Raw genomic sequence first — 13,237 nt, forward strand, 5'->3', positions numbered from 1 at the left:
TAGTAGGGTGGGAAGATGCTGCCTTCCCAGGCAGCCGGTCTGAACCATGATGGAGGCTACATGTCTGAGAAGAGCACATCCGTACCCGACCTGCCTATCCCCGGCGCGCCGGCAGCAGAAGCGCCGTCCCTGGCCGAGCCGATCGAGCCGCGTGAACCGTTGCCGCCCAAGCCGGACCAGGACGGGCCGGAAACCGTATCCCCCACAGGGGTTCCCACGGGTGCACCCAAATCCTCCAGTGCCCAAAGCGGACGCTACCTGACGACGGCGCAGGGAGCCCGGCTGCGGGATACCGACCACTCCCTCAAGGCCGGTCCGCGCGGGCCGGTCCTCCTGCAGGATCACCATCTGCGTGAAAAAATCACGCACTTCGACCACGAGCGCATCCCGGAGCGTGTTGTCCACGCCCGCGGAGCCGCCGCCCACGGCGTCTTCGTCGCCAACGGCGCCGCAGAGGGAGTCACCCGTGCCGGGTTCCTGGCCAGGGGGACGGAAACGCCGGTCTTTGTGCGCTTCTCCACGGTGCTGGGATCCCGCGGCTCCGCTGACACCGTCCGGGACACCCGGGGATTCAGCACCAAGTTCTACACGGACGAGGGCAACTATGACCTGGTGGCCAACAACATTCCGGTGTTCTTCATCCAGGATGCGATCAAATTCCCCGACGTCATCCATGCCGGCAAGCCGCACCCGGACCGCGAAATCCCCCAGGCGCAGAGCGCCCATGACACGTTCTGGGACTTTGTCTCGCTGCACACCGAAGCGCAGCACCACACCATGTGGAACATGTCGGACCGCGGCATTCCGCGTTCCTACCGCACCATGGAAGGCTTCGGTGTCCACACCTTCCGCCTGGTCAATGCCAAGGGCGAAACCACCTTGGTGAAGTTCCACTGGAAGCCCCGGCAGGGTGTGCACTCCCTGGTCTGGGAAGAAGCGCAGATCATCAACGGCATGGATCCGGATTTCCACCGCCGGGATCTTGCCGATGCCATTGAAGCCGGCGCGTTCCCCCAGTGGGACCTGGGTATCCAGGTGTTCCCGGACACCGAGGACGAAATGTTCGAGGGCATTGACCTGTTGGACCCGACGAAGCTGGTGCCCGAGGAACTGGCTCCGGTGCAGATCATCGGCACCATGACGCTGAACGCCAACCCCACCAACTTCTTCGCTGAAACCGAGCAGGTTGCCTTCCATCCCGGCCACCTGGTGCCCGGCATCGACGTCACCAATGATCCGCTGCTGCAGGGCCGGCTGTTCTCCTACATCGACACCCAGCTCACCCGGCTGGGCGGTCCGAACTTCAGCCAGATCCCCATCAACCGGCCGCATGCCCCGGTCAACGACATGCTCCGGGACGGTTTCCACCAGGACGCCGATCACGCGGGAGTGGCGCCGTACCAGCCCAATTCCCTGGACGGCGGCTGCCCCTTCATGGCCGGTGCCGACATGGGGGCTTTCATTGATGTCCCGGCCGAAGTGCCCGCGTCCCGGAAGGTGCGGGAAAACCCGGCAAGTTTTGACGACCACTACAGCCAGGCGCGCATGTTCTTCCGCTCGCTGACGCCGGTGGAGCAGGACCACGTGGTCCAGGCCTACACGTTTGAACTGGGCAAGTGCTACGAGGAGAACATCCGGCTGCGCCAGCTCCAGTCGCTGGCCAACATCGACGCGCGGCTGGCCGCAGAGGTGGCCCTGGGGCTGGGGCTCGAAGCCCCGGCACCGGAGCTCGCCGTGGAAGATACCGCACCCAGCCCCGCGCTGAGCCAGCTCGGCGGGTCCTGGCCCGTGGCCGGCCGGATCGTCGGTGTGGTGGCGGATGACAGCACCGACCTCGGCGCCCTTTCCGGAGTGCTCGCAACACTGCACGCGGAGGGCGTGGTTCCGCTGGTGGTGGCTCCGCACGGCGGAAAGCTGGGCGGAGAAGTCACTGTCCAGCGGACCTACCTCACGGCCCGTTCCACCGAGTTCGACGCCGTGCTGGTGGCTGCCTCGGGCGCTCCGGCGCCCGACGCCGTCGGCAGCCTGGACGCGAAGGCCGGCAACCCGGAGGGCCATCCCTCCCTCGACCCGCGGGTGACGCTGATGCTGGCCGAAGCCTTCCGCCACGCAAAGGCCATTGGCGCCTGGGGCGACGGCAGTTCCGTCCTGATGGCCGCAGGCATCCCCTCGGATGCCCCCGGCGTTCTGACGGGTGAAGCCGCCGACGTTACTGCCGGACTGACCGGCCTGCTCGCCGGACACCGGGTTTGGGAGCGTACCGTCGCTGCCTAGGCCTTAGGGGCAACGCGGGTTGCCCGTAAGAAAAAAGAGGGGATTTCCGGCTGGCGCCGGGAATCCCCTCTTTTTATGTCTGTCCCTTTGTCAGGGAACCCAGATGTCAGGGCACTCAGACGCCGAGGAGTTCGGTGATCGGGCCGACACCGAAGTACAGGGCGAACGCTGCGGCCACCACGTACATCAGGGGATGCACTTCGCGGCCGCGGCCCTGGAACAGGCGGATCACGGTGAAGGAGATGAAGCCGGCACCGAGGCCGTTGGCAATCGAGTACGTGAACGGCATCAGCGCGAAGGTCAGGAAGGACGGCAGTGCCAGTCCGATGTCTGTCCAGTCGATCTTGCCCACCTGGGAAACCATCAGGTACCCGACTACCACCAGGGCGGGGGCCACGGCCTCGAACGGAACCAGGTAGATCAGCGGAGTCAGGAACATGGCCACAATAAAGAGCAGGCCGGTGACCACCGAGGCCAGCCCGGTCCGTGCACCTTCACCGATGCCCGCGCCGGATTCCACGAAGATCTGGTTGGAGGACACACCGGCCGCGCCGCCGGCCACCGCGCCCGCGGCGTCGACCAGGAGCACGCGCTCCACGTTGGGGATGTTGCCGTCCTTGTCCATGGACCCGGCTTCGGTGGACAGCCCGACCATGGTGCCCATGGCGTCAAAGAAGATGCTGAGCAGGATCACGAAGACGAGCAGCGAGGCCGCAATGCCGCCCAGCGTCTGGAAGGATCCCACCAAACTGACCTCGCCGAGCAGGGAGAGGTCCGGGGCGGCCCATTCGGGTGCGCTCGGGGTCACCAGGGACCAGCCGGTGGCGACGCCGGCACCCTGGCTGCCCGGGTGCGCGAGCCACTCGACGAGCACCGCGAAGGCGGTGGAGGCGACGATGCCGATCAGGATGGCGCCGCGGACCTTGCGGGCCATCAGCACAATGGTGAGCAGCAGGCCGAAGACGAACACCAGCGTGGGCCAGCCCAGCAGCTCGCCGCCGCTGCCCAGCCCCAGCGGAACCGTGGTTCCTGCCTCATCCGGGTTGCGCCGGACAAACCCTGCATTGACCAGGCCAACGAGGGCGACAAAGAGCCCGATGCCCACCACGATCGCGGTTTTCAGGCTGGCCGGCACCGCGCGGAAAACCGCTGTCCGGAACCCGGTCAGCACGAGGATAACCATGGCCAGGCCGGCAATGACCACCAGGCCCATAACGTCCGGCCAGGTCAGCCCGTCATTGGAGGCAACGGTGACGGCCACGAAGGCATTGACGCCCAGGCCGGTGGCGATGGCGAAGGGGTGCTTGGCCCAAATGCCCATAATCAGGGTGAGGATACCCGCAACCAGGGCCGTTCCGGCGGCGATGGCCGGCCCGGGCATGGTGTTGCCCATGGAATCTTCGCCGCCAAGGATCAGCGGATTCAGTACCACGATGTAACTCATCGCGAAGAAGGTGGCCAGGCCGCCGCGGACTTCGGTGGCAACGGATGAACCCCGTTTGGTGATCTCGAAGTAGCGGTCCAGCTTTGAACCTTGTTTGAGCATGACGCGTCCTCTGAAGTGACGGTGGATGAAGTGAGGGAAATCCTGCACTTCGATCTTATCGCGGCCCCGAAGACATCCCCGGCCCGGGTGCGGTTAGGCTGAAACGGTGAGGAACTTCGTACGTAACACGCCGTCTCTGTCCGGTTTCACCGCGCTCGCCGCGTTCCTGTTTGCCGTATGCGCCGGGTTGCTGCTGTCCGCACCCCCTGCGGCAGCGCACGATGAGCTGACGGGGTCGGTTCCTGCCGACGGTGCGGTGCTGGACGCCGCCCCCGAGGCGGTGGAGCTGACCTTCTCCAATACCCCGGCTGCTATCGGCTCCGAGGTCAGGGTCCTGGCCGAAGACGGCACAAACTGGGCTGACGGCGACGTGCGGATCCTGGACAACACGGCCACCCAGCGGCTCCGTGAGGGCGCACCGTCGGGCGTTTACACCGTGCAGTGGCGCGTGGTCTCCTCGGATGCGCATCCGATTGAAGGCACGTTCGGGTTCACTGCCGGCGGGACGGCGGGAACGGTCCCTGCTTCCGAGCCGTCAGCGCAGCCGTCGGAACCGGCCGATTCCTCGCAGACCCCGGTGCTGAACCAGGGTGAGGACACCGGTTTCTCCTGGCAGGTGGCCGTCCCCGCCGCCGTTGTGCTCATCGCCGTCGTCGTTTTGATTGCACTGGTGGTCCGGCGGCGGCTGCGCGAGAACTGACCTTCGGGCCGTCCGGCCGCAGGATGACGCCGGCGATGGCTTCGCCTGCGGCCTTGGCCTGGCGCAGGAGTTCGTTGACCGTGGGCAGCATGGTCCCGCCCACGCCCACGAAATACACCCCGGCTTCCCGCAGTACTGCGACCGTTTCCGGCCAGGTCGCAACGCCGGCCGCCTGAGTCATTTTCCGCAGATCGGAACGCGAGCAGCTGGTGAGGACAATGGTGTCAGCCAGCAGCAGTCCCCGTCCGGTGCGTACCGCCCACCTTCCCGTGCCGGCCACGGGGGAGGGGCGCAGCCCGGCGGGTGCCGCGCGGTGCAGGTCCCTCGCCGGGGAGTCGCCGCGGATGTCCAGGTGGTGGCTGGCCGCGTAGCCCTGCAGGACCCGGCGCAGCTGGTTCCGCTTCGTGTCGGGTTCCGGCTCAGCTGCCGCTCTTCGGATGGCGTCTGCATCCGCTACCGGCCCATGCACCACAATGGAGTCCACCCCCTGCCGGCTGAGTTCGGCTGCCACTGCCATCCCGCTGAGTCCGCAGCCAATCACCACCGTCCGGGTCCGTTCGGGAATCGGCGTTTGATGCCCCGCGCCGTCGCGATCAGGGTTCATGCCGGTGATGTCCTTCCGCTGGGTCCGGAACCTCCCCACAGGCCGCTGGCTCTGGGAGCGAACCATATAGCGGACTCCGCCGCAGCGGTAGCGTGGTCTGCTGCCGCAGCGCGGTACGCTACTGCTGAGGACAGCCGGACGCTGATTGCCGGTTGGGTACCGGAAGGAGCAGCACGTGACTGATTCGACCTGGGGAACCGGAGCCGGCGCGGACGGACCCGCGGGCATCGTGGTGGGCATCGACGGCTCGGATCAGAGTATCTGTGCCCTTTTCTGGGCCGCCCGGGAGGCCAGGCGCAGACAGTGCCCCCTTCATGTGGTGACCGCGTATACCGTGCCGATCTTTGCCGCCTCCTCCATGGACGCCGGGTACACCACGGTGGATGACGAGATGATCCGTGACGGCGCCCGGCAGGTGCTTGATGACGCCGTGGCGCGGATCAGCCACTATGGCCTGGAAATCATTCCCCGGGTGGAAACCGGAGACGCCGCCGCGGTCCTGCTGGAACTGTCCGAGGACGCGGACCTGATGGTGGTGGGATCGCGCGGACGGGGCGGGTTTGTCGGCCGGCTGCTGGGCTCGGTGTCCAGCGCGCTGCCGGCCCACGCGAAGTGCCCCACGGTTGTTGTGCCGCTGCGGACCGCAGGACGCCTGCCGGACTCCGGGGTGAAGCCCCCGGCCAACTCGCCTGATCCTGATGCCGTACATCAGGCCGTCGTGGTGGGGGTGGACGGCTCCGAGCAGGGCCGGGCGGCCTCGCTGGTTGCGGCGGAACAGGCCATGAGCATGAACCTGCCGCTGCGCATTCTGTGCTCGCTTCCTCCGTTCAGCGGCTCCCTTGCCTGGGTGCCGGCACCACTGGACATCGAGGCCCTGCATGCGGAACTGCGCGAACAGCTCGACGCCGGCCGGGACTGGCTGCAGAGCCACTTTCCGTCACTGGAAATGTCGGTGGAGCTGGTGGACGGTGCGCCGCCGGAGATCCTGGTGGAGCGCACGGCGAAGGTGGAACTGCTGGTGCTGGGCACCCGGGGCCGGGGCGGTTTCGCCGGCATGCTCCTGGGCTCCACCAGCCAGAGCGTGCTGCACCATGCCAAGGGGCCGGTGATGGTGGTGCCGGATCACGAGGATCCGCGGCTGCTGGACCGGCCGGACTTCGGTCCGATGGTGATGGAATAGCCTGCGCTTAGGCGTGCTGCTGGCCTTCGTGGACGGCATGGCTGGCGGGTTCCAGCTGGAAGGTGCAGTGGTCGGTATCGAAATGGCTGCTGAGGCATCGGGTCAGCCCGTCCAGCACACGGTCCATGCCTTCGGGGGTCAGATGCTCCTCGTCCACCACCACGTGCGCGGAGAACACCGGTACCCCTGAGGTGATGGTCCAAATGTGGATGTCATGCGCATCCGCCACGCCGTCGACCGAGACGATATGGTCCCGGATCAGCGCAACGTCAACGCCGGCCGGTGTGGCCTCGAGCAGCACGTCGATGACTTCCTTCAGCAGCGACCACGCCCGGGGAAGAATCATCAGGGCAATCAGGATGGAGGCCCACGTGTCCGCCTGCTGGTAGCCGGTGAGCATAATAACGACGGCGGAAACCACGACGGCGGCCGAGCCGAGCAGGTCGCCGAGCACTTCCAGATAGGCGCCGCGTACGTTCAGGGACTCCTTGCGGCCCGAATGCAGCACCAGCAGTGAGGCGAGGTTGGCCAGCCCGCCCACGATGGCCGCAGTGAGCATCAGTCCGGTATGGACCTCCGTCTCGGAACCCAGCCGGCGCAGGGCCTCAATGAAGATCACCGAGGCAATGACGATGAGCAGCACGGCGTTGGCGAGGGCCGCCAGCACCTCGGCGCGCTGGTAGCCGTAGGTCCGCCTGGCCGTGGGCGGGCGGGCGGCAATCCACGCGGCCACCAGGGCAATGGAGACACCGGCTGCGTCCGAAAGCATGTGCCCGGCGTCGGCAAGCAGGGCCAGCGAACCGGACAGCAGCGCGCCGGCCACCTGAATCAGCACCACGGACATGGTGATGATGAAAACAATCAGCAGGCGGCGGCGGTGCTTCCCGGTGGCGGTGACGGGGCTGAGGCCGTGGGTGTGGCCGGAATGGTCACTCATGCTTTAAGGCTAGCCCCAACCGAGTTCGTGCAGCCGCTCATCATCGATGCCGAAGTGGTGGGCCACCTCGTGGATGACGGTGATGCGTACTTCATCCACTACTTCTTCCCGGCTTTCGCACATGCGCAGCAAGGGTCCGCGGAACACCACAATGCGGTCCGGCAGGGAACCGGCATCCCACCAGGAGTCCCGCTCGGTCAGGGGCGTGCCTTCGTAGACGCCCAGGAGTTCGGTCTCCGGATCCTCGTGCGGGCCCGGTATGTACTCGTCCTCGATGAAGATGGCCACGTTGTTCATGGCTCGGGAGAGATCCGCGGGAATGCTGTCGATAGCAGCTTCCACGCAGGCCTCGAACTCGTCGGCACTCATCTGAATTGGCACCCCTCCACTGTAGTGGCGCGCGCCTCACCGGAGGCGTTTTGTTTATTCCGGAAATAGGCCCTATAGTTTTAGAGTCCACAACGGAGCGAAACGACTGGTTCACCAGCCGCTTCATTCCATGTGTGTTCTGTTGGCCCCCATCGTCTAGCGGCCTAGGACACCGCCCTTTCACGGCGGCGGCACGGGTTCGAATCCCGTTGGGGGTACTCAGGAGTGGTAAATCAACCGGATTTCATCTGGTAGAGTTGACACTCGTGAAAAGCAAGGCCCTGTAGCGCAGTTGGTTAGCGCGCCGCCCTGTCACGGCGGAGGTCGCGGGTTCAAGTCCCGTCAGGGTCGCTCAGATTTTCTGAAGCGATTTGGAAGATCTCGGTGATCATCGGTTGATGATGCCAGGCTCTGTAGCTCAGTTGGTAGAGCGTTCGACTGAAAATCGAAAGGTCACCGGATCGACGCCGGTCGGAGCCACCAGCTAAAACCCCGTAGCTGTCTCGCAGGAGACAGGACGGGGTTTTTCTTTTTAACCGTCGGCCGCCCGGCGCCGGCCTCCGCGCGGCAACCGCACCCGGATCAGTGCCGCCAGTTCACTGCGCACAGCAAATCACCCGCCCTGCACAACCCGGGGCCGCCGGGATACGCTGAATCCATGGATGAGCTCCGGAACACACACGCGGCCGAGCCGGTTGCCCCCGCGCACGCCGCCCCCGCACCATCTCCTCTGTCTGCAGCTGCACCCACGGCTGACCTGCCGGGCGCCGCCGCGATCGGCGGCCGCACCGCAATCAGTGAACAGGCCGTAGCCAAAGTCGCCGCGATAGCCGCCCGTTCCGTTTCCGGGGTGTATGCCCTCGGCAACACCACCGGCCGCGCGCTGGGAGCGGTGCGGGACGCCGTCGGCGGCTCCAGCGCCACCCAGGGCGTGCACGTGGAGGTAGGGGAACGCGAAGTAGCCGTCGACATCAGCCTGGTGGCGGTCTACGGCACCGCCCTCACCTCGGTGGCCAACAATGTCCGCGCGGCTGTCTACGGTGCGGTGGAGAGCCTGGTGGGACTGCGCGTGGTGGAGGTTAATGTCGAAATCAATGACGTCCACCTGCCGTCGGAGTCCGTGGAGACGGGAACCAAACCCGCGGCAGGGGCCAAAGCGGTATAGGGTCAAAAGCAGTTCCTCGCAGGAAGCGCGGGTGGCGAGCGGATGATGAGGCAGGGGAAATGAAACCAACAGTGGTGGGAATGGCAACCGGGGCCGTGCTGGCCTTCGCCGCGCTGATCTTCGATTTCTGGGGCTTTTTGCTGACTGCCCTGTTCATTGCGGTGGGTGCTCTGCTGGGACGTGCAGTGGAAGGCAAAATCGACTTCCGCAGCGTCACTGATGCGCTCACTGGACGCCGCTCCTCTTCGTGAGCACCGCAGTTATGACCGCAGCCGAAACCGGCGCGGTGCTATCCGGGCGTAACCGGATCAGCACCCAGGCGCTGACGAGCACCGCCCAGGCAGCCGCCGCCGAGTACTTCGGCGTGCCCGCCCAGCAGGTCCGGGTGCGATGGGCCGATGACCGGGGCCTGCTGGCCCTGACCGTGTCCCTGCCCATTGCGCTGCCGCCGCTCCAGGCCCTGCAGAAGCATCCGGACATGCTGCACCGTGCCGGCGGCACCGTTTGGGAACGGGCGCATGCGGCCAAGCCAGTGCTGCTGCAGCGGGTATCCGAACTCACCGGATCCATGCTGTCCCGGGTTGATGTGCGCATTACCGGTGCGCTGCTGTCCGAAGGGCGGCGGGTGCAGTGAAGCGGGCGGACAGGGAACTGACCGGCCGAATCCTGCGGCGCGAAACCCACTCGGCACGGACGGCTGCGGCCGTGGCCGCGGCCGCCCTGGGCATCCTCTTTTTTGCCTATGTGCTGCTTGAATCCGTGCTCCAGGCCCTCGGACAGCCGGCCTGGCTGATTGATCCGCCGACCTTCGGGCACTGGCTGGCAGGGCTGCCCGGCGGTACCGATCCGCTGATCCTGGGACTCTCCGGAGCCCTGATCCTCTTCGCCGGTCTCCTGTTCTTCCTGCAGGCGGTACTGCCCGGCCGCCGGGCACGCTATGCGCTGCCGAACCCGCGTGCCGCCGTCGTGGTGGACGCCGAGGTGCTGGCCGCATCGCTGGCCCGGTGCGCGCGGCTGGAGGCGGGCGTGACCCCCCAGCAGGCGCTGGTAACGGTGGGCCGGACCGCCGTGGACGTACAGATCCGGCCGACGTCCGGCATCCCGGTGGACGCTGAAGCCGTCCGCGCGGCCGTGGAGGATGAATTGCTGCTCACCAAACTGGACCCGCAGCCAGCCGTCCGCGTACGGATTGCCCCGGTGGGGGTGATCGGCCAATGAACGCGACACCGCGTGCCCTGAACCGGCTCCTGTTGGCCCTGCTCGGGCTGATCATGCTCGGCGTCGGAGCCGGCCTGCTGCTCATTTCCGTGTGGCCGGCGGCGGCACGGGCCTGGCAGGCCTTCGCTCCGGATGCCATGGCCTCCATCGGAGCCGTACTGGGCAGGACCGCCATCCCCGGGCTGGGAGGCAGCTGGGTCTGGGTGGGTTTGGCGCTGCTCAGCTTCCTCGGCATTGTGCTGATGACGCTGTGGATTGCCGCGCAGGGCGGCGGGCGCACGTCAACGCTGGTTTCGGAGTACGACGACGACGGCGCCCCCGGCTCGGTGGCCCTCAGCGGCAACGTGGCGGAACAGGCACTGCGTACCGCGCTGCAGGAGGACCCGGATGTGGCCGGAGCCGCAGTGAGCACCTATTCAATGAAGGGGCGCAGCGCGCTACGCGTCCGGATCACTCCGCGGCAGGGGGCAGCACCGCATCTGATCGCTGCCGATGCCACTGCCCTGGTGGAAACACTGGACGCCGCCCTGGGCTACCAGACCCCGGTCCTGCTGAGCCTGGAGTCCGGCCGCCGGCTGCGGTTCAGCCGCGATGACAGGGTCCGCTAGGGCGGTTCCCGCCTAGGAAGCCCGGGCGAGCTGCCTGATGGGGATCCACCGCGACGCCAGCCGGCGGTAGGCGGCTGCGGCCCCCACCATGTCACCGTCGGCCAGGGATTCGATGCCCAGCCGCACGTCGGAGGGGGAATCGTCGGGGAAGACCAGGTCCGCCACCGGACCGTAGTCCAGTTCCAGGACCGCCTCCGGATCAAAGACCTCCAGCCATTCAATCAGTGCTGCCAGTTCATCCAGCAGGTCCAGCTCCGGCGCGGCCACGGACAGCGCCGCGGACGCAGCGCGGGCCCGTTCTATGGCCTGCGGCACGGGCGCGGACAGCCGGACCGTCTGGACCCGCCCGTCATCCTCCACCACTTCGGTGTGGTCATCCTCGTGCAGCAGGACAAACCAGCCGAACGGTACACCCCAGGTGGCGGAGCGGGTGTGCAGTTTTGCCAGCGAGTCCGCGAAGGAATCCGGGTCCAGCCGTGCTGCGTGGGCTTCACGGGCCACCTCGGGCACGAGCACGTCCACCAGCGGGCCGCGGATGGACTCGCCCAGGGATTCCGCGGCCAGGGATGCGCGGACCGCGAGCTGGTTGGGGCAGTACAGCCGGTGGGTGATGCCTTCCTCGGCCGGGAAGTGCAGTACCCGGACCAGGTCCGTGGCGTTGTGCGGAAACGGATCCGAAACCACCCGCACCAGCCGCCGGACGGCGTCGGCACGCTCCAGGACCTCCGTTTCGTGCCGGCCCCGGGAACGCTGTTCCATAATGGCCAGCTGCCGGGCGTCGTCGAACGCGTCCAGCGGCTCATAGACCCGCAGGTAGGAGACGAACGGAAAGGTCCGGTACAGGGAGCGCTGCGGAGGCCGCGTCACGGCTAGTCCAGTTCCACAATCACGGGAGCATGGTCCGAGGCGCCCTTGCCCTTGCGCTCTTCCCGGTCAATCACCGCGCCGGTGACCCGCTTGGCCAGGGCCGGGGAGCCCAGCACGAAGTCGATGCGCATGCCCTGGCGCTTCGGGAAGCGCAGCTGGGTGTAGTCCCAGTACGTGTACACGCCGGGCCCGGGGTTGAAGGGGCGGACGACGTCTGTGAAGCCGGCGTCGAGGAACTCGTTGAAGGCCTGGCGCTCGGGCTCGGTGATGTGGGTGGCGTTCTGGGCGCGGAACCAGTCAATGTCCCACACGTCGTCATCCTGCGGAGCAATGTTCCAGTCACCCATCAGGGCCAGGTTCAGGGACGGATCGGCGGTGATCCATTCGGCGGCGTGGTTCTTGAGGGTCTTGAGCCACTGCAGCTTGTACGGCATGTGGGGATCATCCACCGCCCGGCCGTTGGGAACGTACAGGCTCCATACCCGCACGCCGCCGCAGGTGGCGCCGATGGCACGGGCCTCGGCAACCGTGGTTTCTTCGGTCTTGCCGAAGTGCGGCTGGTCCGGGAAGGTGCGTTCGACGTCGTCAAGTCCCACCCGGGACGCGATCGCCACACCGTTCCACTGGCTCAGCCCGAAATGTGCCACCTCGTAGCCGTTCTTCTCGAACAGCTCCCAAGGGAAGTTCTCGTCCTTGGCCTTGGTTTCCTGAATGGCCAGGACGTCGACGTCGGACCGCTGCAGCCACGCCTCGATGCGGTCGGCGCGGGCACGGATGGAGTTCACATTCCAAGTTGCTATCTTCACAACTGCTACGTTACCGAATCCCGCAAGCTCCCACACGGTGCGGACCGCACGGGTCCGCACCGGTGGTCAGCGCGGAAAAGCTACTTCCACCAGGTGTCGCTCAGCATGACCGGCACGGTGCGCTTGTGCCGGGTCATCAGGAAGCGTGCCTCGATCTTCTCGGCGTCCTCGGCCGGGACGTCTTCGCCCTCCAGGTAACCGTCGATCGTGTCATAGCTCAGGCCCAGCTCGGTCTCGTCCGTCTGGCCCGGCTTATCGTCCAGCAGATCGGCCGTGGGAGCCTTGGACACCAGCTGCTCCGGGGCGCCAAGTTCGGCAAGCAGGGCGCGGTTCTGCCGCTTGTTCAGGCCGGAGAGGGGCAGGACGTCCGCGCCGCCGTCGCCGAACTTGGTGAAGAATCCGGTGACGGATTCGGCGCCGTGATCGGTGCCGATAACGAGCAGGTTGTGCTGGCCTGCCACGGCATACTGCGCGGTCATGCGGACCCGGGCCTTGATGTTGCCCTTGTTGAAGTCGGTGATCTTCTCGCCGGTCATCTTCACGTATTCGTCCTCAAAGCCGTCCACGGCCGGACCCACGTTGTACACCAGGGACTCGGACGGGCCGATGAAGGCCAGGGCGGCCTGGGCGTCCTCCTCGTCATGCTGGACCTTGTAGGGCAGGCGCAGGGCAATGAACGTGGCCTCGGTTCCCTCGGCCTGCAGTTCGTCCACGGCCAGCTGGGCAAGCTTCCCGGCCAGGGTGGAATCCAGGCCGCCGCTGATGCCCAGGACATAGCCCTTGGTGTGCGAGGCCCGCAGGTATTCCTTGAGGAAGTCCACCCGGCGCCGGATCTCCCCGGCGGCGTCAATGGAGGGCTGAACTCCCAATTCGGCAATGATTTCCTTTTGTAGTTCACGCATGGACCTCAGCCTATATGCCTGTCCCTTCCGGCGCCCGCGAAAACGGCGTGATTCTGGTGCG

At 66.6% G+C, this 13,237-nt stretch carries 15 protein-coding genes and 3 tRNA genes; 11 read left to right on the forward strand and 7 right to left on the reverse strand.

Features of this window, described 5'->3' with window-relative positions; translation table 11 throughout:
* Positions 1 to 60 precede the first annotated feature (60 nt).
* Positions 61 to 2,274, forward strand: a complete 2,214-nt coding sequence (locus tag AC5RTS_RS15240) for a catalase (RefSeq protein ID WP_493992859.1) — start codon at positions 61 to 63, stop codon at positions 2,272 to 2,274.
* A 115-nt stretch (positions 2,275 to 2,389) separates the two neighbouring features.
* On the opposite strand, the gene AC5RTS_RS15245 is transcribed toward AC5RTS_RS15240, so the two are convergent.
* Positions 2,390 to 3,820 carry an NCS2 family permease gene (locus AC5RTS_RS15245; RefSeq protein WP_493992860.1) on the reverse strand — a complete coding sequence of 477 codons (1,431 nt, stop codon included), beginning with the start codon at positions 3,818 to 3,820 and terminating at the stop codon, positions 2,390 to 2,392.
* Positions 3,821 to 3,926: 106 nt separating this feature from the next.
* Between AC5RTS_RS15245 and AC5RTS_RS15250 the strand changes: the two genes are divergently transcribed.
* Positions 3,927 to 4,520 carry a copper resistance CopC family protein gene (locus AC5RTS_RS15250; RefSeq protein WP_493992861.1) on the forward strand — a complete coding sequence of 198 codons (594 nt, stop codon included), beginning with the start codon at positions 3,927 to 3,929 and terminating at the stop codon, positions 4,518 to 4,520.
* Here AC5RTS_RS15250 and AC5RTS_RS15255 read toward each other — a convergent pair.
* Positions 4,462 to 5,124: an FAD-binding protein gene (locus AC5RTS_RS15255; protein ID WP_493992862.1), complete on the reverse strand. Its 663-nt coding sequence runs from the start codon at positions 5,122 to 5,124 to the stop codon at positions 4,462 to 4,464. The two genes, AC5RTS_RS15250 and AC5RTS_RS15255, sit on opposite strands and share 59 nt — an antisense overlap.
* 175 nt (positions 5,125 to 5,299) lie before the next feature.
* Between AC5RTS_RS15255 and AC5RTS_RS15260 the strand changes: the two genes are divergently transcribed.
* Complete coding sequence (locus tag AC5RTS_RS15260) at positions 5,300 to 6,304, forward strand: universal stress protein (RefSeq protein ID WP_493992863.1); 1,005 nt, start codon at positions 5,300 to 5,302, stop codon at positions 6,302 to 6,304.
* Between the two features lie 7 nt (positions 6,305 to 6,311).
* On the opposite strand, the gene AC5RTS_RS15265 is transcribed toward AC5RTS_RS15260, so the two are convergent.
* Positions 6,312 to 7,241, reverse strand: coding sequence for a cation diffusion facilitator family transporter (locus AC5RTS_RS15265; RefSeq protein ID WP_493992864.1), 930 nt, complete (start codon positions 7,239 to 7,241; stop codon positions 6,312 to 6,314).
* Between the two features lie 9 nt (positions 7,242 to 7,250).
* Complete coding sequence (locus AC5RTS_RS15270) at positions 7,251 to 7,610, reverse strand: metallopeptidase family protein (RefSeq protein WP_493992921.1); 360 nt, start codon at positions 7,608 to 7,610, stop codon at positions 7,251 to 7,253.
* Between the two features lie 145 nt (positions 7,611 to 7,755).
* Between AC5RTS_RS15270 and AC5RTS_RS15275 the strand changes: the two genes are divergently transcribed.
* From AC5RTS_RS15275 to AC5RTS_RS15310, 8 genes are all read left to right on the forward strand, one after another.
* Positions 7,756 to 7,828: transfer RNA gene (locus AC5RTS_RS15275), tRNA-Glu, on the forward strand.
* A 59-nt stretch (positions 7,829 to 7,887) separates the two neighbouring features.
* Positions 7,888 to 7,961: transfer RNA gene (locus AC5RTS_RS15280), tRNA-Asp, on the forward strand.
* Between the two features lie 56 nt (positions 7,962 to 8,017).
* Positions 8,018 to 8,093: transfer RNA gene (locus AC5RTS_RS15285), tRNA-Phe, on the forward strand.
* 175 nt (positions 8,094 to 8,268) lie between these two features.
* A complete protein-coding gene (locus tag AC5RTS_RS15290) occupies positions 8,269 to 8,775 on the forward strand; it encodes an Asp23/Gls24 family envelope stress response protein (RefSeq protein WP_493992865.1) in 507 nt (168 codons plus the stop codon).
* A gap of 80 nt (positions 8,776 to 8,855) precedes the next feature.
* Entirely contained in the window at positions 8,856 to 9,026 is a 171-nt protein-coding gene (locus AC5RTS_RS15295; RefSeq protein WP_493992866.1) for a hypothetical protein, read from the forward strand.
* Positions 9,023 to 9,409, forward strand: coding sequence for a hypothetical protein (locus AC5RTS_RS15300; protein ID WP_493992867.1), 387 nt, complete (start codon positions 9,023 to 9,025; stop codon positions 9,407 to 9,409). The genes AC5RTS_RS15295 and AC5RTS_RS15300 overlap by 4 nt, the downstream gene beginning before the upstream one ends.
* Positions 9,406 to 9,993 carry a DUF6286 domain-containing protein gene (locus AC5RTS_RS15305; protein WP_493992868.1) on the forward strand — a complete coding sequence of 196 codons (588 nt, stop codon included), beginning with the start codon at positions 9,406 to 9,408 and terminating at the stop codon, positions 9,991 to 9,993. The genes AC5RTS_RS15300 and AC5RTS_RS15305 overlap by 4 nt, the downstream gene beginning before the upstream one ends.
* The gene (locus AC5RTS_RS15310) at positions 9,990 to 10,601 is read left to right on the forward strand and encodes a hypothetical protein (protein WP_493992869.1); all 612 of its coding nucleotides are present in this window, start codon (positions 9,990 to 9,992) and stop codon (positions 10,599 to 10,601) included. Before AC5RTS_RS15305 ends, AC5RTS_RS15310 begins: the two co-directional genes overlap by 4 nt.
* Before the next feature lie 12 nt (positions 10,602 to 10,613).
* Here the strand turns inward: AC5RTS_RS15310 and AC5RTS_RS15315 are convergent, their stop codons facing one another.
* The 3 genes from AC5RTS_RS15315 to nadE all read right to left on the reverse strand — a co-directional run bounded on the left by AC5RTS_RS15315 (position 10,614) and on the right by nadE (position 13,176).
* Positions 10,614 to 11,468: a DUF8083 family protein gene (locus tag AC5RTS_RS15315; RefSeq protein ID WP_493992870.1), complete on the reverse strand. Its 855-nt coding sequence runs from the start codon at positions 11,466 to 11,468 to the stop codon at positions 10,614 to 10,616.
* 2 nt (positions 11,469 to 11,470) lie between these two features.
* On the reverse strand, positions 11,471 to 12,274 hold the full coding sequence (locus AC5RTS_RS15320; RefSeq protein ID WP_227905938.1) for an exodeoxyribonuclease III: 804 nt from the start codon (positions 12,272 to 12,274) through the stop codon (positions 11,471 to 11,473).
* Positions 12,275 to 12,354: 80 nt separating this feature from the next.
* On the reverse strand, positions 12,355 to 13,176 hold the full coding sequence (gene nadE, locus AC5RTS_RS15325; RefSeq protein WP_493992871.1) for an NAD(+) synthase: 822 nt from the start codon (positions 13,174 to 13,176) through the stop codon (positions 12,355 to 12,357).
* Positions 13,177 to 13,237 lie beyond the last annotated feature (61 nt).

Source organism: Arthrobacter sp. MDT1-49-2 (genome assembly GCF_059090185.1).

Bases quoted from the DNA above. Each gene is read 5' to 3' on its own strand.
- AC5RTS_RS15245 (WP_493992860.1), bottom strand. From the start codon at position 3,820: ATGCTCAAACAAGGTTCAAAGCTGGACCGCTACTTCGAGATCACCAAA.
- AC5RTS_RS15240 (WP_493992859.1), top strand. From the start codon at position 61: ATGTCTGAGAAGAGCACATCCGTACCCGACCTGCCTATCCCCGGCGCG.
- nadE (WP_493992871.1), bottom strand. From the start codon at position 13,176: ATGCGTGAACTACAAAAGGAAATCATTGCCGAATTGGGAGTTCAGCCC.
- AC5RTS_RS15270 (WP_493992921.1), bottom strand. From the start codon at position 7,610: ATGAGTGCCGACGAGTTCGAGGCCTGCGTGGAAGCTGCTATCGACAGC.
- AC5RTS_RS15295 (WP_493992866.1), top strand. From the start codon at position 8,856: ATGGCAACCGGGGCCGTGCTGGCCTTCGCCGCGCTGATCTTCGATTTC.
- AC5RTS_RS15310 (WP_493992869.1), top strand. From the start codon at position 9,990: ATGAACGCGACACCGCGTGCCCTGAACCGGCTCCTGTTGGCCCTGCTC.
- AC5RTS_RS15255 (WP_493992862.1), bottom strand. From the start codon at position 5,124: ATGAACCCTGATCGCGACGGCGCGGGGCATCAAACGCCGATTCCCGAA.
- AC5RTS_RS15265 (WP_493992864.1), bottom strand. From the start codon at position 7,241: ATGAGTGACCATTCCGGCCACACCCACGGCCTCAGCCCCGTCACCGCC.
- AC5RTS_RS15290 (WP_493992865.1), top strand. From the start codon at position 8,269: ATGGATGAGCTCCGGAACACACACGCGGCCGAGCCGGTTGCCCCCGCG.